Annotated in this window: 22 protein-coding genes and 1 pseudogene; 11 read left to right on the top strand and 12 right to left on the bottom strand. The window is 63.3% G+C overall.

The features are described from left to right. Position 1: 1 nt before the first annotated feature. A complete protein-coding gene (locus tag FJ941_RS13275) occupies positions 2-889 on the bottom strand; it encodes an NmrA/HSCARG family protein (RefSeq protein ID WP_140506146.1) in 888 nt (295 codons plus the stop codon). Between the two features lie 113 nt (positions 890-1,002). On the opposite strand from FJ941_RS13275, the gene FJ941_RS13270 reads away from it, so the two are divergent. Then, the gene (locus FJ941_RS13270) at positions 1,003-1,902 is read left to right on the top strand and encodes a LysR family transcriptional regulator (RefSeq protein WP_140506144.1); all 900 of its coding nucleotides are present in this window, start codon (positions 1,003-1,005) and stop codon (positions 1,900-1,902) included. A gap of 51 nt (positions 1,903-1,953) precedes the next feature. Then, positions 1,954-4,188, top strand: coding sequence for a mannose-1-phosphate guanylyltransferase/mannose-6-phosphate isomerase (locus tag FJ941_RS13265; RefSeq protein ID WP_140506142.1), 2,235 nt, complete (start codon positions 1,954-1,956; stop codon positions 4,186-4,188). A gap of 6 nt (positions 4,189-4,194) precedes the next feature. Here the strand turns inward: FJ941_RS13265 and betB are convergent, their stop codons facing one another. From betB to betI, 5 genes are all read right to left on the bottom strand, one after another. After that, a complete protein-coding gene (betB, locus tag FJ941_RS13260) occupies positions 4,195-5,658 on the bottom strand; it encodes a betaine-aldehyde dehydrogenase (RefSeq protein WP_140506141.1) in 1,464 nt (487 codons plus the stop codon). Between the two features lie 86 nt (positions 5,659-5,744). Beyond that, entirely contained in the window at positions 5,745-7,397 is a 1,653-nt protein-coding gene (gene betA, locus FJ941_RS13255; protein ID WP_140506139.1) for a choline dehydrogenase, read from the bottom strand. Continuing rightward, a complete protein-coding gene (locus FJ941_RS13250) occupies positions 7,390-8,394 on the bottom strand; it encodes a threonine/serine dehydratase (RefSeq protein ID WP_181169784.1) in 1,005 nt (334 codons plus the stop codon). Before FJ941_RS13250 ends, betA begins: the two co-directional genes overlap by 8 nt. After that, a complete protein-coding gene (gene betC / locus FJ941_RS13245; protein WP_140506135.1) occupies positions 8,391-9,920 on the bottom strand; it encodes a choline-sulfatase in 1,530 nt (509 codons plus the stop codon). Before betC ends, FJ941_RS13250 begins: the two co-directional genes overlap by 4 nt. Next, positions 9,917-10,507, bottom strand: coding sequence for a transcriptional regulator BetI (betI, locus tag FJ941_RS13240; RefSeq protein WP_140506133.1), 591 nt, complete (start codon positions 10,505-10,507; stop codon positions 9,917-9,919). Before betI ends, betC begins: the two co-directional genes overlap by 4 nt. Before the next feature lie 189 nt (positions 10,508-10,696). Here betI and FJ941_RS13235 point away from each other — a divergent pair, with 189 nt between their 5' ends. The 3 genes from FJ941_RS13235 (at position 10,697) to greA (ending at position 13,666) form a co-directional block, all read left to right on the top strand. Continuing rightward, complete coding sequence (locus tag FJ941_RS13235; RefSeq protein ID WP_140506131.1) at positions 10,697-11,863, top strand: acetyl-CoA acetyltransferase; 1,167 nt, start codon at positions 10,697-10,699, stop codon at positions 11,861-11,863. A gap of 78 nt (positions 11,864-11,941) precedes the next feature. Next, positions 11,942-12,946: an asparaginase gene (locus tag FJ941_RS13230; RefSeq protein ID WP_140506129.1), complete on the top strand. Its 1,005-nt coding sequence runs from the start codon at positions 11,942-11,944 to the stop codon at positions 12,944-12,946. 246 nt (positions 12,947-13,192) lie between these two features. Further along, complete coding sequence (greA, locus tag FJ941_RS13225) at positions 13,193-13,666, top strand: transcription elongation factor GreA (RefSeq protein ID WP_140506127.1); 474 nt, start codon at positions 13,193-13,195, stop codon at positions 13,664-13,666. Here the strand turns inward: greA and FJ941_RS13220 are convergent. The 4 genes from FJ941_RS13220 to FJ941_RS13205 all read right to left on the bottom strand — a co-directional run bounded on the left by FJ941_RS13220 (position 13,663) and on the right by FJ941_RS13205 (position 17,913). After that, positions 13,663-14,052 (bottom strand): type II toxin-antitoxin system death-on-curing family toxin, encoded by a 390-nt coding sequence (locus FJ941_RS13220; RefSeq protein ID WP_140506124.1) that lies wholly within the window; start codon positions 14,050-14,052, stop codon positions 13,663-13,665. The two genes, greA and FJ941_RS13220, sit on opposite strands and share 4 nt — an antisense overlap. Further along, entirely contained in the window at positions 14,049-14,279 is a 231-nt protein-coding gene (locus FJ941_RS13215) for an AbrB/MazE/SpoVT family DNA-binding domain-containing protein (RefSeq protein ID WP_140506122.1), read from the bottom strand. Before FJ941_RS13215 ends, FJ941_RS13220 begins: the two co-directional genes overlap by 4 nt. Before the next feature lie 71 nt (positions 14,280-14,350). After that, positions 14,351-16,474, bottom strand: coding sequence for a methylmalonyl-CoA mutase (scpA, locus tag FJ941_RS13210; protein WP_140506120.1), 2,124 nt, complete (start codon positions 16,472-16,474; stop codon positions 14,351-14,353). Beyond that, positions 16,471-17,913, bottom strand: coding sequence for a methylmalonyl-CoA mutase subunit beta (locus FJ941_RS13205; RefSeq protein WP_140506118.1), 1,443 nt, complete (start codon positions 17,911-17,913; stop codon positions 16,471-16,473). Before FJ941_RS13205 ends, scpA begins: the two co-directional genes overlap by 4 nt. A gap of 343 nt (positions 17,914-18,256) precedes the next feature. Here FJ941_RS13205 and FJ941_RS13200 point away from each other — a divergent pair, with 343 nt between their 5' ends. After that, entirely contained in the window at positions 18,257-19,789 is a 1,533-nt protein-coding gene (locus FJ941_RS13200) for a helicase HerA-like C-terminal domain-containing protein (RefSeq protein ID WP_140506116.1), read from the top strand. Positions 19,790-19,823: 34 nt separating this feature from the next. On the opposite strand, the gene FJ941_RS13195 is transcribed toward FJ941_RS13200, so the two are convergent. Next, positions 19,824-20,648 carry a L,D-transpeptidase gene (locus tag FJ941_RS13195; RefSeq protein ID WP_140506114.1) on the bottom strand — a complete coding sequence of 275 codons (825 nt, stop codon included), beginning with the start codon at positions 20,646-20,648 and terminating at the stop codon, positions 19,824-19,826. Between the two features lie 171 nt (positions 20,649-20,819). After that, complete coding sequence (locus FJ941_RS13190; RefSeq protein ID WP_140506112.1) at positions 20,820-21,482, bottom strand: haloacid dehalogenase type II; 663 nt, start codon at positions 21,480-21,482, stop codon at positions 20,820-20,822. 155 nt (positions 21,483-21,637) lie between these two features. On the opposite strand from FJ941_RS13190, the gene FJ941_RS13185 reads away from it, so the two are divergent. The 5 genes and pseudogenes from FJ941_RS13185 (at position 21,638) to FJ941_RS13165 (ending at position 25,540) form a co-directional block, all read left to right on the top strand. Next, a complete protein-coding gene (locus FJ941_RS13185) occupies positions 21,638-22,516 on the top strand; it encodes a branched-chain amino acid aminotransferase (RefSeq protein WP_140506110.1) in 879 nt (292 codons plus the stop codon). Between the two features lie 170 nt (positions 22,517-22,686). Continuing rightward, positions 22,687-23,289: a superoxide dismutase gene (locus tag FJ941_RS13180; protein ID WP_027143971.1), complete on the top strand. Its 603-nt coding sequence runs from the start codon at positions 22,687-22,689 to the stop codon at positions 23,287-23,289. A gap of 161 nt (positions 23,290-23,450) precedes the next feature. Further along, positions 23,451-23,888 (top strand): cytochrome c, encoded by a 438-nt coding sequence (locus FJ941_RS13175; RefSeq protein ID WP_140506108.1) that lies wholly within the window; start codon positions 23,451-23,453, stop codon positions 23,886-23,888. A 9-nt stretch (positions 23,889-23,897) separates the two neighbouring features. Next, the gene (locus FJ941_RS13170) at positions 23,898-24,848 is read left to right on the top strand and encodes a cytochrome c (RefSeq protein ID WP_140506106.1); all 951 of its coding nucleotides are present in this window, start codon (positions 23,898-23,900) and stop codon (positions 24,846-24,848) included. Between the two features lie 151 nt (positions 24,849-24,999). Next, positions 25,000-25,540 (top strand): annotated as a pseudogene (locus FJ941_RS13165) (glutathione S-transferase family protein). Positions 25,541-25,577 lie beyond the last annotated feature (37 nt).

Here is a 25,577-nt window from a genome sequence, read left to right as displayed (position 1 = left end):
TTCAGCGTTCTGGCGCTTTGGTCGTCAGAACGCTCCAGTCGAACGCGCGCGCCCAGTCGGCAAAGCCGTGCCAGCGCACCTCGGGAAATTCCCTGTGCAAGGTGGCGATATCGACGTCGTAGCCGACGCGGTCGAACCATTCGAACATCAGCGCAGCGTCCTCGCTTTGCTGACGAGCAACCGCGATCGGTATTTCCTGATAGCGGATCGGGTGGCCGATGGCGCCGGACAGAATTGCGGCCTGTTCTTCGCCCGACAATTCGTCGCCGGCGAAATTGAAGCGCTTGCCGAACACCCGCTCCCGCCGCTCGGCCAGAGCGGCCACGAATGCGCCGATATCCGCGAGGGCGACCAGTTGAAGCACCCGCTTGGGCGGCATCGCGAAGGCATGGATGCCATGGTTGAGCGCACCGATCGACCACGGCGCGACGGCATTCTCCATGAAGGCCACCGGCGCGCTGATCGAATAGGGAATGCCGAGCTGCTCGATATACCGCTCGACCAGATATTTGCTTTCGAAATGCGGGATGCCTGTATTCTTGTCGGCGTCGGCAACGGAGGAATAGATCAGGTGTCCGACGCCGGCGGCCTTCGCAGCATCGGCGGCAAGGATCCCCAGACGGGTCTCCTCCTCGAGGCCGGCTTCATAGCTGTTGCCCATCAGGAACATGGTGTCGACGCCTTTTGCGGCGCTCACGACCGAGCCCGCGTCAGCGAGATCGCCGGCCACCACCTCGGCGCCCGCCGACGCCAGTTGCCGCGCGCCCTCGCTGTCCGGCTTGCGCGTCAGTCCCTTGACGTGATGGCCTCTAGCCAACAGGGCACGCGCAACCGCGCCACCTTGCTGGCCCGTGGCGCCGGTCACAAGAACGCTTCGTTTGCTGGTCATTTCGTCTGCTCCTTCTTCTCTGTCTGGCTTGTTTGTCCGGAGCAAAATTAAGCCCTGTCTGATTGATGCATAATTGCCTATAATTGGAAAACTTTGTTCCACTTGTGAGCACAATGATTGATCTCAATGATATCGTCGTGTTTGCTCGCGTCGTCGAAGCCGGCAGCTTCACCGCCGCCGCGCGCCTGCTCGCCATACCCAAGACGACGGTCAGCCGCCGTGTCGCCGCGCTAGAACGCGAGGTCGGCGTGCGCCTGCTGCAGCGCACGACGCGCAGCCTCAACCTGACGGATGCCGGGCGCTCCTATTATGAGCAGAGCAGCCAGGGACTGCGGACTATAGAGGAAGCGAATCTGCGTCTCGCGGAGGCGAGGGCAGAACCGTCGGGCACTATCCGCATTTCAGCCCCGGTAGGTTTTGGCAGCCATTTCCTCATCCGCGCCGTGGTCGACTTTCTGGCGTTGTATCCGAAGACCAACGTCGAGCTTCGCCTCACCGACGACAAGCTCAACTTGGTCGAGGACGGTATCGACCTTGCCTTCCGCACAGGCACCCTTCAGGATTCGACGCTGATCGCCCGCAAGCTCGGCGCCACGCGCAGGCTGCTCTGCGCAAGCCCCGACTATCTAACGCGATACGGAATACCGGAAAGTCCGGCGGATCTGGCGCGCCATCGATGCGTCATCGCGGGCCCATCGGCCTCAGCTGCTCATTGGGTGCTGGATGGACCACAAGGCCAGGAGACGGTCGTGGTCGCGGGGCGCTTCGCCGCCAATGAAATGCAGGCGGTGGTTGCGGCCGCGCTCGCGGGCTTCGGCATCGCCCAATTGCCCCAGGCGATGGCCGAAGGGCTGATCGATCAGGGGCGCCTGCAGCGCGTTCTCGAGGATTACACGACACCGGCCGGCGGACTGCATGTCCTCTATCCGAGCAGCCGCCACCTTTCGCCCTTGGTAAAGGCCTTTATCGAACTGGCGGCCGGGCGGATTTCCAATCGGGCTGATACCGCTTAAAAGGCGTCTGTGCTACTCAATCGACCTTCAATTCCCGAGCGCGAGACCTGAATGACCGAGCGGATCGTCAGTTTTGTCATGAGCGGCGGCGTCGGTTCTCGGCTATGGCCGTTGTCACGTGAGGACAATCCCAAGCAGTTCCACGATCTGTCGGGCGATGGTTCCATGCTGGCCAAGACCTTGCGCCGCCTGACGGCGAGAGCGGCTGGCGAGACGCCGATCTTCCTGATTGCTTCGGAGCGTCATGCCGACCGTGTCCGTGCCGACTTGGCCGGTCTCGATCTTGCAGGTGGCGGCCCCCTGTTCGAGCCCGCGGGACGCAACACTGCCGCCGCCGTCGCACTGGCGACCCTGCGCACCTTGTCGGAATTCGGCGACAGCCTGGTGCTGGTGGTGCCCTCGGACCATGAAATAGCGACGGCAGGGCAATTCTGGCAAAGCATCGAAGCGGGATCGCAGGCGGCGCGCGCCGGCCGCCTGGTGGTGTTCGGCATCAAGCCGACCCAGCCGGAAACCGGTTATGGCTATATCGAGGTATCGGCCGAGAAGGGAGGGATATTCGACGTTTCGCGCTTCGTCGAGAAGCCCGACCTTGCGACGGCCAACGACTATCTCAAGGCGGGAAATTTCTACTGGAACACCGGCATCTTCCTGTTTCGGGCCGGTGCCATGCGCGACGCCTTTGAGGCATTCCAGCCCGATATCTGGCACGCCGCCGAAGCGGCCTACAAGGCGGCGACATCGGACCTGTCCGGCCTTTATATGCCGCTGGAGCTTTACGCGGCGATCCCGTCGAACTCGATCGACTATGCCATCATGGAGCGGGCAAAAGACATAGCCATGGTGCCGGCCGGTTTCCGCTGGAACGATCTCGGCTCCTGGCAATCGCTCCTCGATGTCGGTCCCGCCGACGGCCGGGGCAATGTCGTCGTCGGTGATGTCGTCGCCATCGATTGCGAGAATTCCTATATCCGCAGCGATGGCCGCCTGCTGTCGGCGATCGGCATGAAGGACGTTGCCATCGTCTCGACCGCCGATGCCACTTTCGTTGCCCCGGTCAGTCACAGCCAGCACGTCAAGAAGATCGTCGAGCAACTCGAAAAATCGGGACGGCTGGAAACCAGATTTACGCCCGCGCATGACCGCGTCATCCAAAGCGGCGCCTGGCGGCGACGGGTGCATCACTGGCTGTTCCACGAGACCTTGCCGTTGTGGTCGACATCAGGCGTCGACGAGCGCCATGGCGGCTTCCACGAGGCGCTGGGTTTCGACGCCAAGCCGCTCATCAAACCCAAGCGCATGCGCACCCAGGCCAGGCAGATCTACGCTTTCGCGGTTGCCAAGGAGCACGGCTGGACCGGCCCGGCCGACCGGCTGATCGCGCATGGCATCGACTTCATGGCGGGGCACGGCCGCACCGAACGGGGCGGTTGGGTGCGCACGCTGAATGTCGATGGCTCCGTCGCCGACCCGGTCGAGGATGCCTACGATCATTCCTGCATCCTGCTGGCATTGGCGCACGCGCATATGTCGGGTAATCCCGATGCCTTGCGGCTCGGCGAAGAGACCTTCGCCTTCCTCGATGCGCATCTGGAGGACAGCCGCATGACCGGCTTCCTCGAGACATCGGGCGGGACGGGCGAGCGGCGCTCCAACCCGCACATGCATCTACTCGAAGCTTTCCTGGCCTGGCACCAGGCGACCGGCGAGCGCGCGCATCTGCGTCGTGCGGCGCGCATCATCGACCTCTTCCGCAGCCATTTCTTCGACCCTGAGAGCTGGACGCTCGGCGAGTATTTCGATGCCGAATGGAAACCGGTCTCCGGAGAGAAGGGAACCTGGACCGAACCCGGCCACCACTTTGAATGGGCGTCGCTGCTGGTCGATTTCGCCGGTCGCAGCGGCCAGGCCGAACTAAGCGTCTTTGCCCGAAAACTCTATGCCTCGGCGATCGCCAACGGCCTTAACCGTGCCACCGGCCTTGCCTATGGGGCAGTCTCGCGGCAGGGCCTGCCGCTCGACCTGATATCGCGCAGCTGGCCGCAGGCCGAGGCGCTCAAGGCGGCGATCGCGCTGGATGGCTCGGGCGGTCCTGATCTGAAGCCGGAGATCGAGGCGCGCGTCGGCCGGCTGTTCCGCTGGCACATCGACCCGGCCCCGCTCGGTCTGTGGATCGACCGCATCGACGAGCGCGGCCGCTCGCTGGCGCCGGACGTGCCGGCGAGCATCTTCTACCACTTGGTCTGTGCGCTGACCCAGTATCTGGATCGCGCGGTGGACAAATAGGCAGGATCAGTACGGACTGGCGACGTCCCCGGTCTCGACATAGATCGACTTCAGCTGCGAATAGAGCGCCAGCGCCGCCAGCGAGTTCTCGCGGCCGATGCCGGACTGCTTGACGCCGCCGAAGGGGATTTCCACCGGCGTCAGATTGTAGGCGTTGATCCAGCAAGTTCCGGCCTGCAACTCGGCGATGACGCGGTGGGCGCGCGGCAGGTCGCGTGTGAAAACGCCCGCGGCAAGGCCGAACTCGGTGCCGTTGGCGCGGTCGATCACCTCGTCCTCACTGTTGAATTTCAGCACGCTCATGACCGGGCCGAAAATCTCCTCGCGGGCGATCCGCATCGTGTCGGTGACGCCGGTGAACACCGTCGGCTCGACGAAGAAGCCGCCCTGGAAGCCCTGCAGCGACGGCACATTGCCGCCACAGGCCAGCGTCGCCCCATCCTTCTTGCCGGCCGCGACATAGCCGACGACCTTCTCGTGCTGTGCCTTGGAGACCAGTGGCCCCATCTGCGTTTCCGGATCGAGCGGATCGCCGATGCGAATTTTCTTGGTCCGTTCGACCAGCCGCTCGACAAACCGGTCGTGAATGCCGCTCTGGACGAAGACGCGCGTGCCATTGGAACAGATCTGGCCGGTCGAATAGAAGTTGCCGAGCATGGCGCCGCCAATGGCATTTTCGAGATCGGCATCGTCGAAGACGATCAGCGGCGACTTGCCGCCGAGTTCCATCGTCGCGTGCTTCATCTTGGAGCCGGCCAGCGACAGCACCTTGCGCCCGGTCGGCACCGAGCCGGTCACCGAGACCTTGGCGACGACATCATGGCCAACAAGCCCGGCGCCGACATCACCATAGCCTTGCACGACGTTGAAGAGCCCGTCGGGCAGGCCGGCCTCCGAGTAGATCTCGGCCAGCGCCAGTGCCGAAAGCGGCGTGTTTTCCGATGGCTTGAATACCATGGCGTTGCCCATGGCGAGCGCCGGCGCTGATTTCCAGCCGGCGATCTGGATCGGATAGTTCCATGCGCCGATGCCGACGCAGACGCCAAGCGCCTCGCGGCGCGTGTAGGCGAAGGGTCCGCCGAGGTCGACCGCTTCGCCGTTGAAGACGGCGACCGCGCCGGCGAAATATTCGAGGCAATCGGCTGCCGAAGGGGCGTCCGCCACCAGCGTCTCCTGGATCGCCTTCCCAGTGTCGAGCGTCTCGATGCGGGCAAGATCGGCGTTGCGGGCGCGCAAAATGTCGGCGGCACGGCGCAGAATGCGGCCACGCTCGACCGGCTTAAGCCGCGCCCAGGCAGGCTGTGCGGCACGTGCGGCCTCGATAGCTAGTTCCAGCACGTTCGGCGTCGCCGAACGCAGCATGGCGATCGTCTCGCCTGTCGCGGGATAGATCACCGGCAGCGGCGCGCCGCCGTCGTCCTCGATATAGCGTCCGTTGACATAGTGCGAAGCCGTGGGCTGGGCGCGCATGGGAGGTCTCCAAATCATTTCGGCCCCACGCGTCGGCTATTGGGCGGGCGGCTGTCGGGCGGCTCACTCTATTGGCGGATCATGGCCTATCTGTCAGAGGCCTGCCAGCGCGGATTGATCCATGGTTCCTGGTTGGACGGCGCGAGCGGCGTACGGCCAAGGATGTGATCGGACGCCTTCTCTCCGGTCATGATCGATGGCGCGTTGAGGTTGCCGTTGGTCACGCGCGGGAAGATCGAGGAGTCGGCGACCCGCAATCCGTCGACGCCGATGACCCGGCATTCCGGATCGACGACGCTCGATTGATCATCGACGCGGCCCATTCGGCAGGTGCCGCAGGGGTGATAGGCGCTTTCGGCGTGGTCGCGAATGAACACGTCGAGATCGTCATCCGACTGCACATGGCTGCCCGGCGAGAGTTCCTGTCCGCGATAGGCATCGAAGGCCGACTGGCCGAAGATTTCGCGGGTCAGGCGGATGCAGTGGCGGAACTCCGCCCAGTCGTCCGGATGCGACATGTAGTTGAAGCGGATGACCGGCTTCGCTTTTGGGTCCGGCGAGCGCAGCGTCACCGAGCCGCGCGACTTCGAGCGCATCGGCCCGACATGCGCCTGGAACCCGTGCGACTTCGCCGCCGCCTTGCCGTCGTAGCGAACCGCCGCCGGGATGAAGTGATACTGGATGTCGGGATAGTCGACGCCAGCCTGTGAGCGCACGAAGGCGGCGGCCTCGAAATGATTGGTGGCGCCCAGGCCCGACTTGAAAAACAGCCATTGCGCCCCGATCATCGCCTTGGAGAACGGGTTCAGCACTGAATTCAGCGTGATCGGTCTGGTCGATTCCTGCTGGATATAGAGCTCCAGATGGTCCTGCAGGTTGCCGCCGACGCCGGGCCGGTCTGCCACGACGGCAATGCCGTTTTCGCGCAAATGCCCGGCCGGGCCGATGCCGGACAGCATCAGGATCTTTGGCGAATTGATCGACGATGCCGCGACGATCACTTCGCGTCGCGCCTTAACGACCTGAATCTGTTTGTGAGCTTCGATCTCGACGCCGATGGCGCGTTGATTCTCGATGATCACCCGGCGCGCGAAACCCTTGACCAGACTCACGTTTTTGCGCCTGAGCGCCGGCTTCAGATAGGCTGATGCCGCCGACCAGCGGCGGCCGCCCAGAATGGTCTGCTCCATCGGGCCGAAGCCTTCCTGCTTGGCGCCATTGTAGTCGTGGGTCAGTTCAAACCCTGCCTGGCGGCCCGCTTCGACGAAGGCGCCATAGAGCGGATTGCGGCGCGAGCCGCGCTGCACATGCAGCGGCCCACCGTGCCCGCGCCAGCCATCCTCGCCACCGTCCGAATCCTCCATGCGCTTGAAGTAGGGGAGCACGTCAGCAAAACTCCAGCCGGCGGCGCCCTGTTCTGCCCAATGGTCGAAGTCACGGGCGTGGCCGCGCACATAGACCATGCCGTTGATCGAGGACGAGCCGCCGATCACCTTACCGCGCGGCGTCGCCAGCACGCGGCCGCCCAGATGCGGCTCCGGCTCACTGGCGAACCCCCAGTCGTAGAGGCTCATGTTGAGCGGGATCGACAGCGCCGACGGCATCTGGATCAGAGGTCCGAGATCGGTGCCGCCGAATTCGATGACGATGACCGAATGCTTGCCGTCTTCAGACAGGCGATAGGCCATGGCCGAGCCGGCGGAGCCGGAGCCGATGATGACGAAATCCGCTTCAAGCATGGTTCATATGCGCCATAAAATCGGCGAGCGAAACGTTGCCGCCGGTAGCCATTACAAGGACGGTCTTTCCCGCCACATCCACTTTGCCGCCGAGCAGTGCCGCCAGCGAGGCCGCACCCGACGGTTCCAGCACCAGCTTCATCCGCTCGAAAGCGATCCGCATGGCGCGCCGCACCGACTGGTCGTCGACGGTGATGCCGCGGACACCCGCGGTCTTGACCGCGGCGAACGGCGCGTCGCCTGGCCGGCGCGACATCAGCCCGTCGCAGATCGACTTTGGTCCGATCGGCATGGTCTCGATGCTGCCATGCGCCAGCGAGGAACCCATGCCGTTGAACCCTTCGGGCTCGACGCCGATGATCCCGGTCGCCGGCGACAGATAGTGGAAGGCGAGCGAAACGCCGCCGATCAGCCCACCGCCGCCGACCGAGCAGAACAACAGGTCGGCGCTGGCGTCCTTGGCCGATAGCTGGTCGAGCGCTTCAAGGCCGGCACCCGCCTGGCCGGCGACGATCTCCGGATCGTCGAAAGGATGCAGCAGGGCCAGATCTTCGGTCTCCGCGATCTCGCGCGCCTTTGCGGCCGCGACTTCCTCGCGAGCCCGATCGTCATGATCGGTCAGTACGACGCGCGCGCCATAGCCTGCGGTGGCGTCCCGCTTGGCAGCCGGCGCATCGATAGGCATGACAATGGTGACCGGAATGCCGAGCGCCTGGCCGGCCGCGGCCAGCCCTTGCGCGAAATTGCCGGAGGAATAGGCGACGACGCCCTTCTTCGCCTCATCGGGCGAAAGCCGCTTCAGCCGCCAATAGGCGCCGCGAACCTTGAAGGATCCGGCCCATTGCAGCGATTCCGGCTTGATGAAGATCCGGGCCGCGCCGGTTTCCCTGGCCAGCGCCGTCGATTCCAGCAGTGGCGTGACCTGTGTCGCCTGGGAGGTGACGGCATAAGCCTGTCTGAGATGGTCGAGGGAGGGGACGAGAAGGTCTGCCATCATTCGCCTCGCGGATACCTTTTGCTCTCCTCGAGATTGTCGAGGTTCATGTGATTGCGCATGTACCGCTCGGATGCCTTCTGCAGCGGCTGGAAGTCCCAGGGGTAATAGGCGCCGTTGCGCAGCGCCGGATAGACGACCCAGCGGCGTGCCTGGCTCTCGCGCACGGCGGCGTCGAAGTCGGCCATGTCCCAACGCACCCGCACCTTTTCCATGAATGCCGCCACAAGACCCGCATTGGCCGGGTCGTCGGCCAGATTGTCCCGCTCGAGCGGATCGGCTTCGAGATCGAACAATTGCGGCGGATCGAGTTCGCAATGAACGAATTTGTATCTGCCGTCGCGGATTGCCACCAACGGCGCATAAGAGCCTTCCGCGGCATACTCGATCAATACCGGTGCCGTGCGCTGCCCGCCCTTGGTGAGCGGCAGCAGCGACTGGCCATCGGTCCACGGCGCGATCGCCCCGATATCGATGCCGGCGAGGTCACAAAGCGTTGGTGCCACGTCGAGATTGGAGACCGGCGCCTCGATCAGGCCGGCACGAATGCCCTTGCCGGCAATCATCAACGGCACCCGCGCCGAGCCTTCGAAGAAGCTCATCTTGAACCACAGGCCTCGCTCGCCGAGCATGTCGCCGTGATCCGAACAGAACAGGATTATCGTGTCGTCGAGCATGCGCGTTCGCGTGAGAACGTCCAGGAGGTCGCCGACCTTGTCGTCGACATAGGAGATGTTGGCGAAATAGCCGCGCCGCGAACGACGCACCTGCTCGGGCGTGATCTCGAAAGAGGGATAGTCGCTGGCGTGGTACAGCCGCTGGGAATGCGTATCCTGCTCGTCATGCGCGATGAACCCGGTTTCCGGGTCCAGCGCCTGGCAATGCTCATAGAGATCCCAATACTGCTTGCGCGCGACATAGGGATCGTGCGGGTGCGACAGCGAGACGGTGAGGCACCATGGCCGATGGCCCGCATCGTCCTGTTCGCGTGAAAGCTGATAGAGCTTCTGCGACGCGAGGAACACGACCTCGTCGTCATACTCCATCTGGTTGGTGGTTTCCGCAACGCCGGCGCCGGTCACCGAACCCAGATTGTGATACCACCACTCGATGCGCTCGCCGGGTTTGCGGTAGTCCGGCGTCCAGCCGAAATCCGCCGGATAGATGTCGGTGGTCAGCCGCTCCTCGAAACCGTGCAACTGATCCGGTCCGACGAAATGCATCTTGCCCGACAGGCAGGTGTAGTAGCCGGCGGCACGCAGATGATGGGCGAAGGTCGGGATCGACGAGGCGAACTCGGCCGCATTGTCATAGACCCCGGTGCGCGACGGCAACTGGCCGCTCATGAACGACGCACGGCCCGGTGCGCAGAGCGGCGAGGCGGTGTAGTTGTTGGCAAAGCGCGCCGAACGAGCGGCCAGCGCTTTCAGATGCGGCGTGTGCAGGAATTCCGCCGGCCCATCCGGGAAAAAGGTCCCGTTGAGCTGGTCGACCATGACGATCAGGAAATTAGGTCGCTTCGCTGTCACTGTTTGTGCCGTCCGCCAAGTTTGGTTTCGAGATAATCCTCGACCAGCGCGATCGCGGTCGCGGCGTCGGGCACGCCGTCCTTCAGCGCGCGCCTGATGTAGAGCCCGTCGATCATCGCAGCCGTCGCTTCCGCGGCGCGGTCGGCTTCGGTCCTGGGCAGGATACCGGTCAATCCGCTCATCAGGTTCGAATGCAGCCGCCGGGCGTAGATTCTGAGCAGCCGGCGAAGCGACGACGATTGCTGCGCGTCGACATAGAAGGCGAGCCATGCGGCGATGGTCTCCGCCTGGAACTGGATGTCGGAAAAATTGACGGCGACCACGGCCGAGACGCGCTCGCGCGGGGAAGTGGTGGATTGGAGCGCGCGGCGCATGTCGGTGGTCAGTTCAGCCAGAATGTGCCGCATCGTCGCGAACAGCAGCTCATCCTTGGCGCCGAAATAGTGATGGGCAAGAGCCGATGACACACCGGCGCGGCCGGCAATCTCCGACATGGTCACGTCAAGCGAGCCGCGCTGACCGATCGCCGAGATCGTCGCGTCGATGAGCGCCTTACGGCGCAATGGCTCCATTCCGACTTTTGGCATGCCGTTCCCGATTTCGTGCGGAGATTATTTTTTATTGACGCGTCAATCAATAAAAAAATCGACGCTGACGCGACCTGCACCAAGCGATTGTTGCGTTGCGGCCCCTTCACGGCTCGGGGAGGAATGTTTATATTTGAACAATAAACGGCGAAGCTTTGGACGAGGCTGGCGCCAAGGATGGAGACCGCCATGACCGCATGCATCGTTGGCTGGGCGCATTCGCGTTTCGGCAAGCTTGAGGGCGAGACGCTCGAAAATCTGATCGTCAAGGTCGCGACGGACGCGCTCGATCATGCCGGCATCGGCCCGGACGAGGTCGACGAGATCGTGCTTGGCCATTTCAACGCCGGCTTTTCGGCGCAGGATTTTACGGCAAGCCTGGTGCTTCAGGCCGATGACCGGCTGCGTTTCAAGCCGGCGACACGGGTCGAGAATGCTTGCGCTACCGGCTCGGCGGCGGTCAGGCAAGGCATCCGCGCCATCGACGCAAACGCTGCCCGGGTCGTTCTGGTGGTCGGCGCCGAGCAGATGACGACCACGCCCGGGCCAGAGATCGGCAAGAACCTGCTCAAGGCGTCCTATCTGCCCGAGGACGGCGACACGCCGGCCGGTTTTGCGGGCGTCTTCGGCAAGATCGCGCAGGCCTATTTCCAGCGCTATGGCGATCAGTCGGATGCGCTCGCCATGATCGCCGCCAAGAACCACAAGAACGGCGTCGACAATCCCTATGCCCAGATGCGCAAGGATTTCGGCTATGAATTCTGCCGGCAGGAGAGCGAAAAGAATCCCTTTGTCGCTGGTCCGCTGAAGCGCACCGACTGTTCGCTGGTTTCCGACGGCGCCGCCGCCCTTATCCTTGCCGACACGGCGACGGCGCTGAAGATGCGCCGCGCCGTCGCCTTCCGTGCCAACGAGCATGTGCAGGATTTCCTGCCGATGTCGAAGCGCGACATCCTGACGTTCGAAGGTTGCGAACAGGCCTGGACCCGTGCACTGAAGAACGCCGGCGTGACACTCGACGATCTCTCCTTCGTCGAAACGCATGACTGCTTCACCATCGCCGAATTGATCGAATATGAGGCGATGGGGCTGGCCAAGCCGGGTGAGGGCGCCAAATTGGCGCTAGATGGCACAACGGCAAAAGACGGCCGCCTGCCGGTCAATCCCTCCGGCGGCCTGAAGGCCAAGGGCCATCCGATCGGCGCCACCGGCGTCTCCATGCATGTCTTGACCGCCATGCAGCTTGTCGGCGAAGCCGGCGGCATCCAGGTGCCGGGCGCGAAACTCGGCGGTATCTTCAACATGGGCGGTGCGGCCGTCGCCAACTACGTTTCCATTCTCGACCGGATCAGATAGACCGCCCGTACTACAGCGCCGCGCGCCGTTTGGGGCGCGCAAACGACGCTGTAACACTTTGATTTTGCGGGAGGTGACATGACAAATCCGGTTCTGATCGAGGTTTTGCGCGGCGCCATTGTCGAGAGCGCCCATCGGGGCGCGGTCGCTGTCTTCGATGCCGATGGCAAGCCGGTCCTGGAGATCGGCGACACGTCGAAGCCGGTCTTTCCGCGTTCCGCCGTTAAGGCGATCCAGGCCCTGCCGCTTGTCGAAACGGGTGCCGCCGACGCCTATGGCTTCGGCGACCGCGAACTGGCGCTGGCCTGTGCCTCCCATTCCGGCGAGCCGGCGCATGTCGAATTGGCGCGGTCCATGCTGGCCAGGGCTGGGCTGGATGGGTCGGCGCTCGAATGCGGGACCCACTGGCCTTCGAGCCATGACGCGGAGATTGCGCTCGCGCGTGCCGGCGGTTCACCAAATGCGCTGCATAATAATTGTTCCGGCAAGCATTCCGGCTTCCTCTGCACCTGCGTCCATTCAGACATCGCCCATCGCGGCTATGTGAGGCCGGATCACGCCTTGCAGGAAATGGTGCGCGACGCCATGCAGGCAGTCACCGGCGCTGTCCACAGCCCCGACGAACGCGCGATCGACGGCTGCTCGATCCCGACCTATGCGGTACCGCTCAGGAGTTTCGCGCTCGGCTTTGCCCGCATGGCCACGGCCCACGGCTTTGGCCCGGCGCGGGCGAAGGCCGCGAAGCGCCTGCTCTCCGCCTGCATGGCGGAGCCGTTCTTCGTCGCGGGCACCGGCCGTGCGGACCTGTTGCTGATGGAAGCCGCTCCCGGGCGAATTTTTGCGAAAGGCGGAGCCGAGGGCGTCCACTGTGCCGCAATTCCACAACTCGGCCTCGGTATCGCGGTCAAATGCGATGACGGTGCCGGGCGCGCCGGCGACGCGATCGCAGCCGCTGTACTCGCTAGGCTGCTGCGGGCGGATGAAGCCTTGGCGGCGAAGCTGCTCGAACTGGCGAACGCGCCTGTCGAAAGCCGGATTGGCGCCAAGGTCGGGGCGCTGAAGCCGACGCCGGCGCTGAATTGAAGGCAGCAATCAGCTGACGCGGGTCGCGCTCGACGGTCAGGTGCGCATAGCCGCTGCTGCCGGTCTGGATGAGGTCAGACGTCACCGGCTCGGCCCAGCGTCGGCCCACAACCGCCCCGTTCGGCGCGCCATACGCTGACGACGATGCCGGTGCCTGCCTTGCGGGAATCATACCGGACGCTCGACGCGCCTCATCTCCGGCGGCAACGGCTTGCCGAGCAGCCACTCGGCGCCTAAGTTCAGGGAATGAGCAGAGCTTTTACCCGCGAAGAAGACAGCGAAAACGCCATCGCTGGCGTTGGCGAGCGGCCGATCAGCACGCATCGTAACCTGGTGACGGAGCGCGGCCTGGCGCAGATCGAGGACAATCTGGCCGATCTGCGCGATATCATGGCGAAAGCGGAGCGGAAAGCCGACCGCGAGCGCATTGCGATCGTGTCGCGCGACCTGCGCTACTGGACCGCGCGGCGCGAGAGTGCCGAGCTTTCCGTGCCGGAGCCCGGCAGCGATGTTATCCGCTTCGGCATGGGTGTCACGCTGGAAAGTGACGACGGCAAGAAGGTGCACTGGAAGATCGTCGGCGAGGACGAAGCCAATCCAGCCAAGGGCAGCATCTCGCATGTCTCGCCGATGGCGGTGGCCTTGTTTGGCAAGAAGGTCGGCGACGTCGCCAGCGTCAACGGCAAGGAGTGGGAGATCGTCAAGCTCTCGGAGAGTTAGTCTTCAAGCTTGACGACATGGTCGCGGAAGAATGCGGCGGCACCCGCTTCGTCGATCTCACCGGCAGCGACCATCATCACCAATTGGATGATCTCCTCCTGTTCGGCTTCGATGCTTAATCCGTTGAAATAGAGAAACAAGTCGGCCGCAGCGAAAGCCGTGCGCTTGTTGCCATCAACGAACGGATGGTTCTTCGCGATGCCGAAGAGAAGATAGGCGGCGGCGAGTTCACTTAGATCTGGCTCGCCGTATGCTTCTTTCTGCTGCGAACGTGCGAGCACCGATTCCAGCAGGCCTTCATCGCGGATGCCCGATGCGCCGCCGTGAAGACGCAATTGCTCGGCATGCATCGCCTGCACGAACTCTCGCGAATGATGTGCGGTCATTTTGCGAGCGCGCGGTAGGCAACCTCGTATTTCTTCATCCGCTCGCGCGCTACCTTCATCTTGCGCTCGAATTCTTCGGCAGAATCTTCCAATCGGCGCAAGCGAAGCTCTTGACCTTCCTGGACGACGACCACGTTGTCGCCTGTCTTGAGATTCAATCGATCGAGAAGCTCTTTCGGCAGAATCAGGCCGTCCGAATTACCGATCTTGCGAATTGTGGTGTTCATGATGAAACATCCTGTTGCAACGCTGATTATAACGCAGCGTACTCGATGTTGCAACAGAAATTATAACAGCATCAGCCTGCCGCCAGCAGCCGATCCAGCAGCCGCTCCGCCGCTTCCGGAATGACCGTGCCCGGTGGGAAGATTTCCGCAGCACCTGCTTGCAGCACCGCGTCATAGTCCTGCGGTGGGATAACGCCGCCGGCCACGATCAGCATGTCGCCGCGGCCGAGTTTCTTCAGCGTGTCGCGCAATTCGGGGATCAGCGTCAGGTGACCCGCTGCCAGCGATGAGGCGCCGATGACGTGGACGTCATGCTGGATCGCCAGCTTCGCGATCTCTTCCGGTGTCTGGAACATGGCGCCGACGGTGACGTCGAAGCCGAGATCGGCGAAGGCCGTGGCGATCACCTTCTGCCCGCGGTCGTGGCCGTCCTGTCCCATCTTGGCCACGAGAATGCGCGGCTTGCCGCCGTTTTTCTTTTCGAAGGCATCAAGCTTGACCTGCAGCCGGTTGACCACCGGATTGTCGCCAAGCGCCTTGCGGTAGACACCGGAAATGGTCTGCACCGTGGCCACATGGCGGCCATAAGCCCTTTCCAAGGCGAACGAGATTTCACCGACAGTGGCATTGGCGCGCGCGGCGCGGATGGCGAACTCCAGCAGGTTGTCCTCGCCTTGGGCGGCACGGGTCAGCGCATCGAGCGCGTTTTCGACCGCGGCGACGTCACGCGTGCCTTTCAGCCGTTGCAGCTTCGAGAGTTGCCGGGCCCTGACCTCGGCATTGTCGATCTTCAGCACGTCGACCTCGATATCGGTCCCGGGGCGATGCGCATTGACGCCGACTAGCATCTGCTCGCCGGAATCGATACGCGCCTGCGTACGCGCCGCGGCTTCCTCGATGCGCAGCTTGGGTATGCCCTTTTCGATCGCCGCCGCCATGCCACCGAGAGCCTCGACCTCCTCGATATGGGCGAGCGCACGCGCCGCCAGGTCATGTGTCAGCCGCTCGAGATAGGCCGAACCGCCCCACGGATCGATGATCCGCGTGGTGCCGGATTCTTTCTGCAGGATGAGTTGCGTGTTGCGGGCGATGCGCGCCGAATGATCGGTCGGCAGCGCCATTGCTTCATCGAAGGAATTGGTGTGCAGCGACTGGGTATGCCCTTGGGTCGCGGCCATCCCTTCGATCATGGTGCGGATGATGTTGTTGTAGGGATCCTGCGCCGTCAGCGACCAGCCGGAGGTCTGGCAATGGGTGCGCAGGGACAGCGACCGTTCGTCCTTCGGCGCGAAATTCTTTTTCATCAGGGTCGCCCACAACAGGCGGGCGGCCCTGAGCTTGGCCACTTCCATGAAGAAGTTCATGCCGATCGCCCAGAAGAAGGAAAGGCGCGGCGCGAAACGGTCAATGTCGAGCCCTGCCGCGACGCCGGCGCGGGCGTATTCGATGCCGTCGGCGATCGTATAGGCGAGCTCCAGGTCGGCGGTCGCGCCGGCCTCCTGCATGTGATAGCCGGAGATCGATATCGAATTGAACTTCGGCATGTTCTTCGAGGTGTAGGAGAAGATGTCCGAGACGATCCGCATCGAGGGCTTCGGCGGATAGATGTAGGTGTTGCGGACCATGAATTCCTTCAGGATGTCGTTCTGAATGGTCCCCGCCAGATCCTTCTGCGCGACGCCTTGTTCTTCCGCCGCCACGATGTAGAGCGCCATGATCGGCAGCACCGCGCCATTCATCGTCATCGACACGGTCATGTCGCCGAGCGGAATGCCGTCGAACAACTGCCGCATGTCGAGGATGGAATCGATGGCCACACCCGCCATGCCGACATCGCCGGCCACGCGCGGATGGTCTGAATCATAGCCGCGATGCGTGGCCAGATCGAAGGCAACCGAAAGACCTTTCTGGCCGGCGGCAAGGTTGCGCCGGTAAAAGGCGTTGGACTCTTCGGCGGTCGAAAAGCCTGCATATTGCCGGATCGTCCAGGGCTGCTGGACATACATGGTCGGGTAGGGGCCGCGCACGAACGGCGCCAGGCCTGGATAGGTATCGAGATGCGGCAATCCCTTGAGGTCGCCCTGACTGTACAACTGCTTGACGACAAGACCTTCCGGCGTCGTCCGCTGTCCCTTGACCTCGACCGGTGCGCGGCGCGGCGGCACCCAGCCGATCTGACTGAAATCCGGAATCAAGAAGCGGCCCCGATGGATTGCTCGATGCGAACCGGCGACAGTGCCTCGCACAGCACGACACCCTCGGTGAAGGCAGGTCGCCGCTCTGCGTCCAGCGTTTCGACCGGACGCTCGCTTTTCAAGGGATGAAGCGTGGCGCCGACAATGGCCCGCTCGCCTGACTTGAAGGCAATGCCGCGCTGGGCGGCGGCAGTGCGGACGCGCTGCTGGATATATCCGTCCCGAAGGCTGGACAGCACGCCACCCTCTGCCTCGATCGCCTGCAACTCCGCCCACGCTGCTTCGCAAAGATCTGACGTCAGCGCTTCGACCGCGCCGGAGCCATGGGCGGGATCTGTGACATGATCGACATGGCTTTCATTGGCCATGATCAGTTGCGCATTACGCGCGACGCGGCGGGCAAAAGCCGCCGGCAGGCCGTGCGCGATCGTATGCGGCAGGATTGAGATCGAATCGGCGCCTCCCGCCGCCGCGGCGAAGCAGCCGATCGTCGTGCGCAGGATGTTGTTTTCGGGGTCCAATGCCGTCATCATGCGAAATGATGTCTCGGCATGGATATTGGCCGTGGAATTGGGGATCGAGCAGGCCTCCTGCACCCGTGCCCACAGCCTGCGCAGGGCCCGCACTTTGGCCATAGACAGGAACTGGTCCTGGTCGACGCTGAGCGCGAAACCGATATGAGGCGCGGCATAGACGAGCGGCTGCCGCGCCTTCTCGAACATCCTCAGATACGAAACCGCCGAAGCCAGCATGATGCCGAGTTCCTGCGCTTCCGTGGCGCCGGCATTGTGAAAGACGCGACCGTCCGCCTCCAGAAGCACACCGGGGACGCCCATCGAGAAGAAATGCGCCAGCGATTGCGGCATCGATTCCTGCAGCGCCTCGATCGACATGCGCAGTCGTCCGGTGCCGGCGAGGATAGCCGCCGGATCGATGCCGAAGGAAAGGTTGAGCTTTGCCGGATCGGAGCGGCGCTTGCTCAGGAACGCCACCAGCCAGTCGGCCATGGGGCGGCTCCACGGGTGGGTATCGATGCGGATCTGGACCCGGTTGAGGGGTACGCCCTCTAGTACCGTCTCCAGTGCCTGCGCCGTCCTCGGCAGGCCGTAGCCGAATGCGTTCGGAGCACCCTCGAAGACGAGCGACAGTCCCGTCGCGCCCTGCGCGATATCTTCCAGGACCTGGGTCTTGGCGCGATCGACATCGGGGTCGTCGACGCGCTGGCTGACGATCCAGGGCAATTGAGGATTGGCGCGCACGATCGGTTCCGTTCCGGTCGCGCGATCATAGAGCGGCTCGACGCGGATGTTGTCGTCGGTGTGCGAGACCAGCTTTTCCTCAAAGGATGCGCCGGCCGACGCCTTTTCCGCCAAGGCCAGCCATTGCTGACGCTGCGCATCCATTGGCTCAACATCCCTGGTCAAGGCTCCGGCGCCCATTCATCGTCCTCGTTCTATGTGGCCGCACCAGCCCGGGCAGCCCAGTCTACGGTCCCCGGACGGTTATCGCAATGCGCATCCAAGGCCTGAATCCCACCACCAGATATTCGATCCACCTGATATAGGTTGGCTTGCGTGGACCGACCATGGACGATTGCCAAACACCATCGAAATTCGCAAGTTCCAAAATCCGCTCCTGGCGATTGGTCCGGGTTTGGACGATTGGCCCTGATTGGATGATTGGCCTCGCTTTGGACAATTGTCATTGTCGCTATGCAACGGCCTCACTATACCTTCGGACAAAGGCTGGCCTTACACACATCACTTTGCGGAGAACCGACATATGGCTGACGATACCAGTATTTTCATCGGCGCCAGCCGCAAGCCCGACGACAGCTATCAGCGCGCCGAAAATCTGCTGCTGCAATACGGCAACCGCCACGGCCTGGTGACCGGCGCCACCGGTACCGGCAAGACTGTCAGCTTGCAGATCCTGGCCGAAGGTTTTTCGAATGCCGGCGTGCCGGTATTCTGCGCCGACATCAAGGGCGACCTTTCCGGCATCGCCATGATGGGCACCGCCCAGGATTTCCTTGTCAAGCGGGCAGAACAGGTCAAGCTTGACCCTTACGACTTTCAGGAATTTCCGGTCATCTTCTGGGATCTGTTCGGCGAGCAGGGCCACCCCATCCGCGCGACCATTTCGGAAATGGGACCGCTGCTCCTGTCGCGGCTGATGAACCTGACCGACGCTCAGGAAGGCATCATGAACATCGCCTTCCGCATCGCCGATGAGGAAGGGCTGCTGCTGCTCGACATGAAAGACCTGCAGGCGCTGCTCGCCAACATCGCCGAGCGCGCCGAAGAGATCAGCGCCCGTTACGGCAACGTCACCAAGCCGTCAGTAGGGGCCATTCAGCGCACGCTGCTGGTGCTGGAGCAGCAGGGCGCGGCGAATTTCTTCGGCGAGCCGGCTTTGCGGATCGCCGACATCATGCGCACCACGCGTGACGGTCGCGGTGCCATCAGCGTGCTCGCCGCCGACAAGCTGATGATGAATCCGCGCCTCTACGCGACGTTCCTGCTTTGGCTGATGTCGGAGCTGTTCGAGGAACTACCCGAAGTCGGCGACCCCGACAAGCCGAAGCTGGTGTTCTTCTTCGACGAGGCGCACCTCTTATTCGACGAGGCGCCGAAGGTGCTGATCGACCGGGTCGAGCAAGTGGTCCGCCTGATCCGCTCCAAGGGCGTCGGCGTCTATTTCGTCACGCAGAACCCTTTGGATATCCCCGAAAAGGTCCTGGCCCAACTCGGCAACCGCGTGCAGCACGCGCTGCGCGCCTACACGCCGCGGGAGCAGCAGGCGGTGAGGACGGCGGCCGAAACTTTCCGGCCCAATCCGGACTTCGACTGCGCCACCGCCATCACCCAGCTCGCCACCGGCGAGGCGCTGGTTTCGACGCTGGAGGCCAAGGGCATTCCGTCCATGGTCCAGCGCACGCTGATCCGTCCGCCGTCATCGCGGCTTGGACCCATCACCCCCGCCGAGCGGCAGAAGCTGATCGGGGAAAGCCCGGTCACCGGCCAGTACGACCAGGTCATCGACCGCGAGTCAGCTTTCGAGATGCTGCAGAAGAAGGCCAAGGAGGCGCAGGCGCAGCAGGCAGGCACCGGCGGCTCGCGCTGGACCATTCCAGGCTTCGGCAATGACGATCCCGCACCGCAGTCCGGCGGCAGGCGCGCGCCTGCGCCGCGCCCGTCCAACCGCCAGACGGTGGCGGAAGCCGCAATCAAGTCGGTCGTGCGCTCGGTCGGCTCTTCGGTCGGCCGTGCGATCGTGCGCGGAATATTGGGCAGCCTGTCGCGGGGGCGGTAGAATCGGGCAGCGGCGTTGCCGCTGTCCTGTGAGCTCAGAAAATCGCGTCCGTCACCGCTTTGACTGGTCCGAGCAGGACCGATCCATCCGGCACGCCGGCGTCGATCGGGATTGCCTTGTGGTTGGCCGTCGCCACCATCGGCTGGCGGGCGTCGCTGGTCACGATGACCGGCGTCTTGGAGGGCACGCGATCGTAAAGGTCGATGATGTCCTGGTTCATCAGGCGCACGCAGCCCGACGACACCGATTTGCCGATCGAGCGCCACTCCGGCGAGCCGTGCAGGCGATAGAGCGTGTCCACATTGCCCTGGAAGAGATAGAGCGCGCGCGCGCCGAGCGGGTTCTTCAAGCCGCCGGGCATGCCGCCATTGTCGGCGCTATACTGCTTCAATTCCGGCTGGCGGGCGACCATCTCATCCGGCGGCGTCCATTTCGGCCATTTCTGCTTCCATTGGACGACGGCGTCGCCCGACCACTCGAAGCCGGCGCGGCCGAGACCGACGCCATAACGGATGGCCTGGCCGCCCGGGCGAACCAGATAGAGGAAATGGCCTGTCGTATCGACGACGATGGTTCCCGGCTTCTGGCCGGTCGGGTCGGGCACGATCTGGCGCAGGAACTGCGGATCGATCCTGTCGACCGGGATGGCCGGCAGATCGAAGCCGCCATCGCTGACCGCCGCGTACATCGACGCATAGTCGGCAAGCGGAGGCTCGACATAGGTTGGTGGCGGCGGCTCGGCCGGCCCGGGGCCGGTGGTGGCGCATGCCGAAACCGCGATCGAGGCGGCGCCCAGGGCTGCGGCGTTGAGGAAGCCGCGACGGCTCAGGCGATAGGATTCGATTTCGGTTATGGACATGGCTGCCTTCTTTAAGACTCAAATCGCAACAAAGCGTCAACACGCCGACATCCGCTGCGGGTGCCTGACAACACCTGAGGCGATAGGCGGTTCCGATTCTGGCCCGAACGTGGACAAACAAAGGCGAAGCTGTGACTGCGCCGCCACTGTGGCGTTGGGGCCACAGGTCCGCTAGCCACCGGATACGAGGGCCTCCAGTGACGGCAGGATCAGGGCCGGCGGCAAGTCCCGGTATTCCTCCGGCTGGTTGGAGCGGTTGATCCAAACCGTGCGGAAGCCGAATTTGGTGGCGCCCGCTATGTCCCAGCGATTGGAAGACTGGAAGGAGATCGCGCCGGGATAGAGCCGCCAATCCGTGGCGACCATGTCGTAGACCGCCGGATCGGTCTTGAAGCGACGCACCGCATCGACCGAATAGATGTTGTCCAGGACCTGGTCGAGTGCCGCGGACTTGACCGCCGCCTCCAGCATTTCGGGCGAGCCATTGGAGAGGATCGCCAGCCTGGCGCCCGAGGCCTTGAGCGCCTTCAGCACGGCCGGCACTTCGGGATAACAGTCCAGCCTCCAATAGGCCTCCAGCAGCTTTGCCTTGAGACTAGGATCGGCCGAAGGGACCTTGCGCAAGGCGAAGTCCAGCGCCTGTTCCGTCAACTGCCAGAAGTCGGCGTAGGCGCCCATTAACGTGCGCACCCAGGAGTATTCAAGCTGCTTGGCGCGCCAGATTTCGGACAGGAGCTGGCCGTCGGGGCCGATCGCGCCTGCATGGCGGCGCACGGCCGCATGCACGTCGAATAGCGTGCCATAGGCGTCGAAAACATAGGCGGCGTATTGCATGGCAACAGTTTTGAGGCGAGGCGGGACAAGGTGCAAGCCTTGATTGCATCGCACCCGTCGCTGGCCTCAACAAAACTCCCCAATGCTGGTTGACGGCAGCGGCCAAAGCATCATCCAATGTTGTCACACAAGATCGACCGGAACAGGAAAACGCGATGACACTGGCGGCGGCGGCGCAATCCGCGACATGGACTTTCGTCGATGGCGATTGGTACGAAGGCAATGTCGCCATTCTGGGGCCGCGCAGCCACGCCATGTGGCTCGGCACCAGCGTGTTTGACGGGGCTCGCTGGTTCGAGGGCGTGGCGCCCGATCTCGAACTTCATGCCGCACGCGTCAATGCCTCGGCGATGGCGCTCGGCCTCGCGCCAAACATGACGCCCGAGCAGATCGTCGGGCTGACCTGGGACGGATTGAAGAAATTCGACGGCAAGACGGCGGTCTACATCAGGCCGATGTACTGGGCCGAGCATGGCGGCTACATGGGCGTCCCGGCCGATTCCGCCTCGACCCGTTTCTGCCTCTGCCTCTATGAATCGCCCATGATCTCGCCGACCGGCTTTTCCGTGACCGTATCGCCGTTCCGGCGCCCGACCATCGAAACCATGCCGACCAACGCCAAGGCCGGCTGCCTCTATCCCAACAACGGCCGCGCCATCCTCGAGGCCAAGGCGCGCGGCTTCGACAATGCGCTTGTGCTCGATATGCTGGGCAATGTCGCGGAGACCGGAAGCTCGAATATCTTCCTGGTCAAGGACGGCCATGTGCTGACGCCGGCGCCCAACGGAACCTTCCTGTCCGGCATCACCCGCTCGCGCACGATGACGCTGCTCGGCGACTATGGGTTCAGGACGACCGAAAAGACGCTGTCGGTGCGGGATTTCCTCGAAGCCGACGAAATCTTCTCGACCGGCAACCACTCCAAGGTGGTGCCGGTCACCCGCGTCGAGGACCGCGACCTGCAACCCGGCCCGGTGGCCAAGAAGGCACGCGAACTCTATTGGGATTGGGCGCATTCGACGTCAGCTGGCTGAGGTCCGGCCTTTTTGTCGCTGCGCGGTTGGCCCCAGGAAAAGCGTGTGACAGTTTTCGGGAACCCGCTTAGAAAGGGAACCGGCGCTTCATTCCCGGAGTTGCTCCAGCTCAATCCCGACCTATCTTACTCCGGTATCCACACCGGATTTTCCACGAGGGAGTACTACCCATGGCTTTCGAATTGCCCGCTCTGCCCTACGACTATGAGGCCCTGCAGCCCTATATGTCGAAAGAGACGCTGGAGTATCACCACGACAAGCATCACAAGGCCTATGTCGACAACGGCAACAAGCTCGCCGCCGAAGCCGGCCTCGGCGATCTTTCGGTCGAAGAGGCGGTCAAGCAGTCGTTCGGCAAGAACGCCGGCCTCTTCAACAATGCCGCCCAGCATTACAACCACATCCATTTCTGGAAATGGATGAAGAAGGGCGGCGGCGGCAACAAGCTGCCTGGCGCGCTGCAGAAGGCTTTCGACAGCGATCTCGGCGGCTACGACAAATTCAAGGCTGATTTCATCGCCGCTGGCACGACGCAGTTCGGTTCGGGATGGGCCTGGGTTTCGGTCAAGGACGGCAAGCTGGCGATCTCGAAGACGCCGAACGGCGAAAACCCGCTGGTTCATGGCGCATCGCCGATCCTCGGTGTCGACGTCTGGGAACACTCCTACTACATCGACTACCGCAACGCCCGGCCGAAATACCTCGAGGCCTTCGTCGACAGCCTGATCAATTGGGATCACGTGCTCGAGCTCTACGAAAAGGCAAATGCCTGATCGATCTTCCGAAAAGGCCCGGCACCCCCGGGCCTTTTCTTTTAAGTCGAAGCCCCACCGCAGCCAGAGTCGTCCAAATTCATGCGGAGAGAAGGGAATATTCCTCCTCCCACAGCCGTTAACGTCCTGTCCTGAAATGCCTTCATCACGGAGCCAAATGAATGAGAAAGCTTGTCATCGCCATCTCTATGCTCGCACTCGCCGCGTCGGCGGCCTTTGCCGATCCCGTCCTCGGCCGGCAGGCACTGATGAAGGAACGCGGAAAGATCGTCGGCGGCCTGTCGAAAGTGGTCAAGGGCGAGGAACCTTTTGATGCCGCCGCGGTGCTGACGCAGTTGCAGGCATTGCAGGCAAATGCCGAGAAATTCGACGTAGAGGCCTTGTTCCCGAAGGGCAGCGATACCGGCGACACCACGGCGGCGCCAAAGATCTGGGAAGACATGGCCGGCTTCAAAACGGCCGAGGATAAGTATCTTGCCGACGTCAAGGCCTCGGTCGCGGCGGCTCCGGCCGACGTCGACGCGCTGAAGACACAGATCGGCACCATCGGCTCGGACTGTGGCACCTGCCACCAGAGCTACAGGGTCAAGAAGGGCTGATCGCCTGATATGGCATGGCTGAAGAAGCTCGTCGGCGCGGCCCTCGTTCTGGGCGTCGCCGGCGCGGCCGCCGGGTGGCTGCTGTCGGCACCCGTCAGGCTTGATGCGACCGCTCTGGCGCAACTCGGCCCAGGCGATGTTGTCCGGGGCAAGCGCATTTTCTATGCCGGCGGCTGCACCTCATGCCATGCGAAGCCTGGGTCGCGGGGCGATGCGCGGCTTCAACTCGTGGGCGGGCTTGAACTCAAGACGCCGTTCGGCACCTTCGTGCCTCCCAATATTTCGCAAGATCCCAATGATGGCATCGGCGCATGGTCGGTCGGGGATCTCGCCAATGCCATGCTGAAGGGTGTTTCGCCCACGGGTGAGCATTTCTATCCGGCCTTTCCCTACGCCTCCTACGCGCGCATGAAGCCGTCTGATGTCGCCGACCTCTACGCTTTCCTGAAGACGCTTCCCCCCGTCGCCGGCAAGGCGCCGGGCAATTCGCTGGCGTTCCCTTTCAACATCCGGCGAGGCATTGGCCTGTGGAAGCGCCTCTATCTCAGCGACCAGCCTGTCATTCCCCTGCCTGATGGCACGCCGGGACTCGCGATGGCAGGCCGCTACCTGGTCGAAGGACCGGGTCATTGCGGCGAATGCCATACGCCGCGCGACTTGGCTGGCGGCACCAGGAAGGGCCAATGGCTGGCCGGCGCCGTCGCCGCCGAGGGTTGGGGCGTCGTGCCAAACCTTACTTCGGGCGAGGGGGGTATCGGCAGCTGGTCCGCATCCGACATCGCAAACTACCTGGAAACCGGGTTCACGCCGGATTTCGATTCCGTCGGCGGCGCCATGGTCGATGTGCAGCGCAACATGGCCGAACTGACGGCGGACGACCGCGCGGCGATTGCCGCCTATCTCAAGGCGATACCGCCGCACCCCAACGGCTATCCGGCTCGCAAGAAAAGCACGAAATAGGTCGGGAATCCATAAAGTGGGAAGGGCCCGCATCTGTAGGATACGAATATGCGCCAAGCCCTGAGTGCATTATGGGCCATTGATAGTCCGTTGCGCGACTGGCTTACCTCTGCGAGATAGTACATCCAGCCCAATCCAGGGACGTTTAACTATGCTCGCCGTCTATGGCGAAGGTCGTGGCTTCCGTGTTGTTTGGCTGCTCGAGGAATTAGGATTGGCTTATCGGCTGCGCCCGGTCGATCTGCTCGCAGTCGAGAATGATCGCGGTTTTCTCGCGATCAACCCCGCCGTCGCCCCGCACGATCCCGCTTTCGCCTTCTATCTGCAATTTTTTCACTTAGGCGAGGCCGGGCTCGCCGGCCGATGAACGCCGTCTTAGTCGGTCGCGAACCGGCGCCCGAAGCCGAACGAGATGCCCGGGTTACCCGCTGGGCATTGGAGACCTTCGAGAGCCGGCTGGGGTTGGTTATCCGCCGCCTCGCGGATTGCCCCTATCTCGCCGGCGAGCGGTTCACTGCTGCCGATATCTCGGTGAGCTACGCCCTCCCGCTCGGCCTGCGAACTGGTAACTATGTCCCCGGTCTATCGAGCGGGACTATCTCGCTCGCACGACGGCACGCCCCGCCTACGCCCGAGCAATGGAAAGCTGTCAGGCCACCAAGGCGTGGGCGGCGAGATCACCGGGATTGTAGTGCTCGCTTCATCGAAGCGGCCAAGCGCCTGGTTGAG

Source organism: Mesorhizobium sp. B2-3-13 (genome assembly GCF_006442195.1).
Taxonomy (GTDB): Bacteria; Pseudomonadota; Alphaproteobacteria; order Rhizobiales; family Rhizobiaceae; genus Mesorhizobium; species Mesorhizobium salmacidum.
This window is presented reverse-complemented; position numbering and strand designations above follow the sequence as displayed.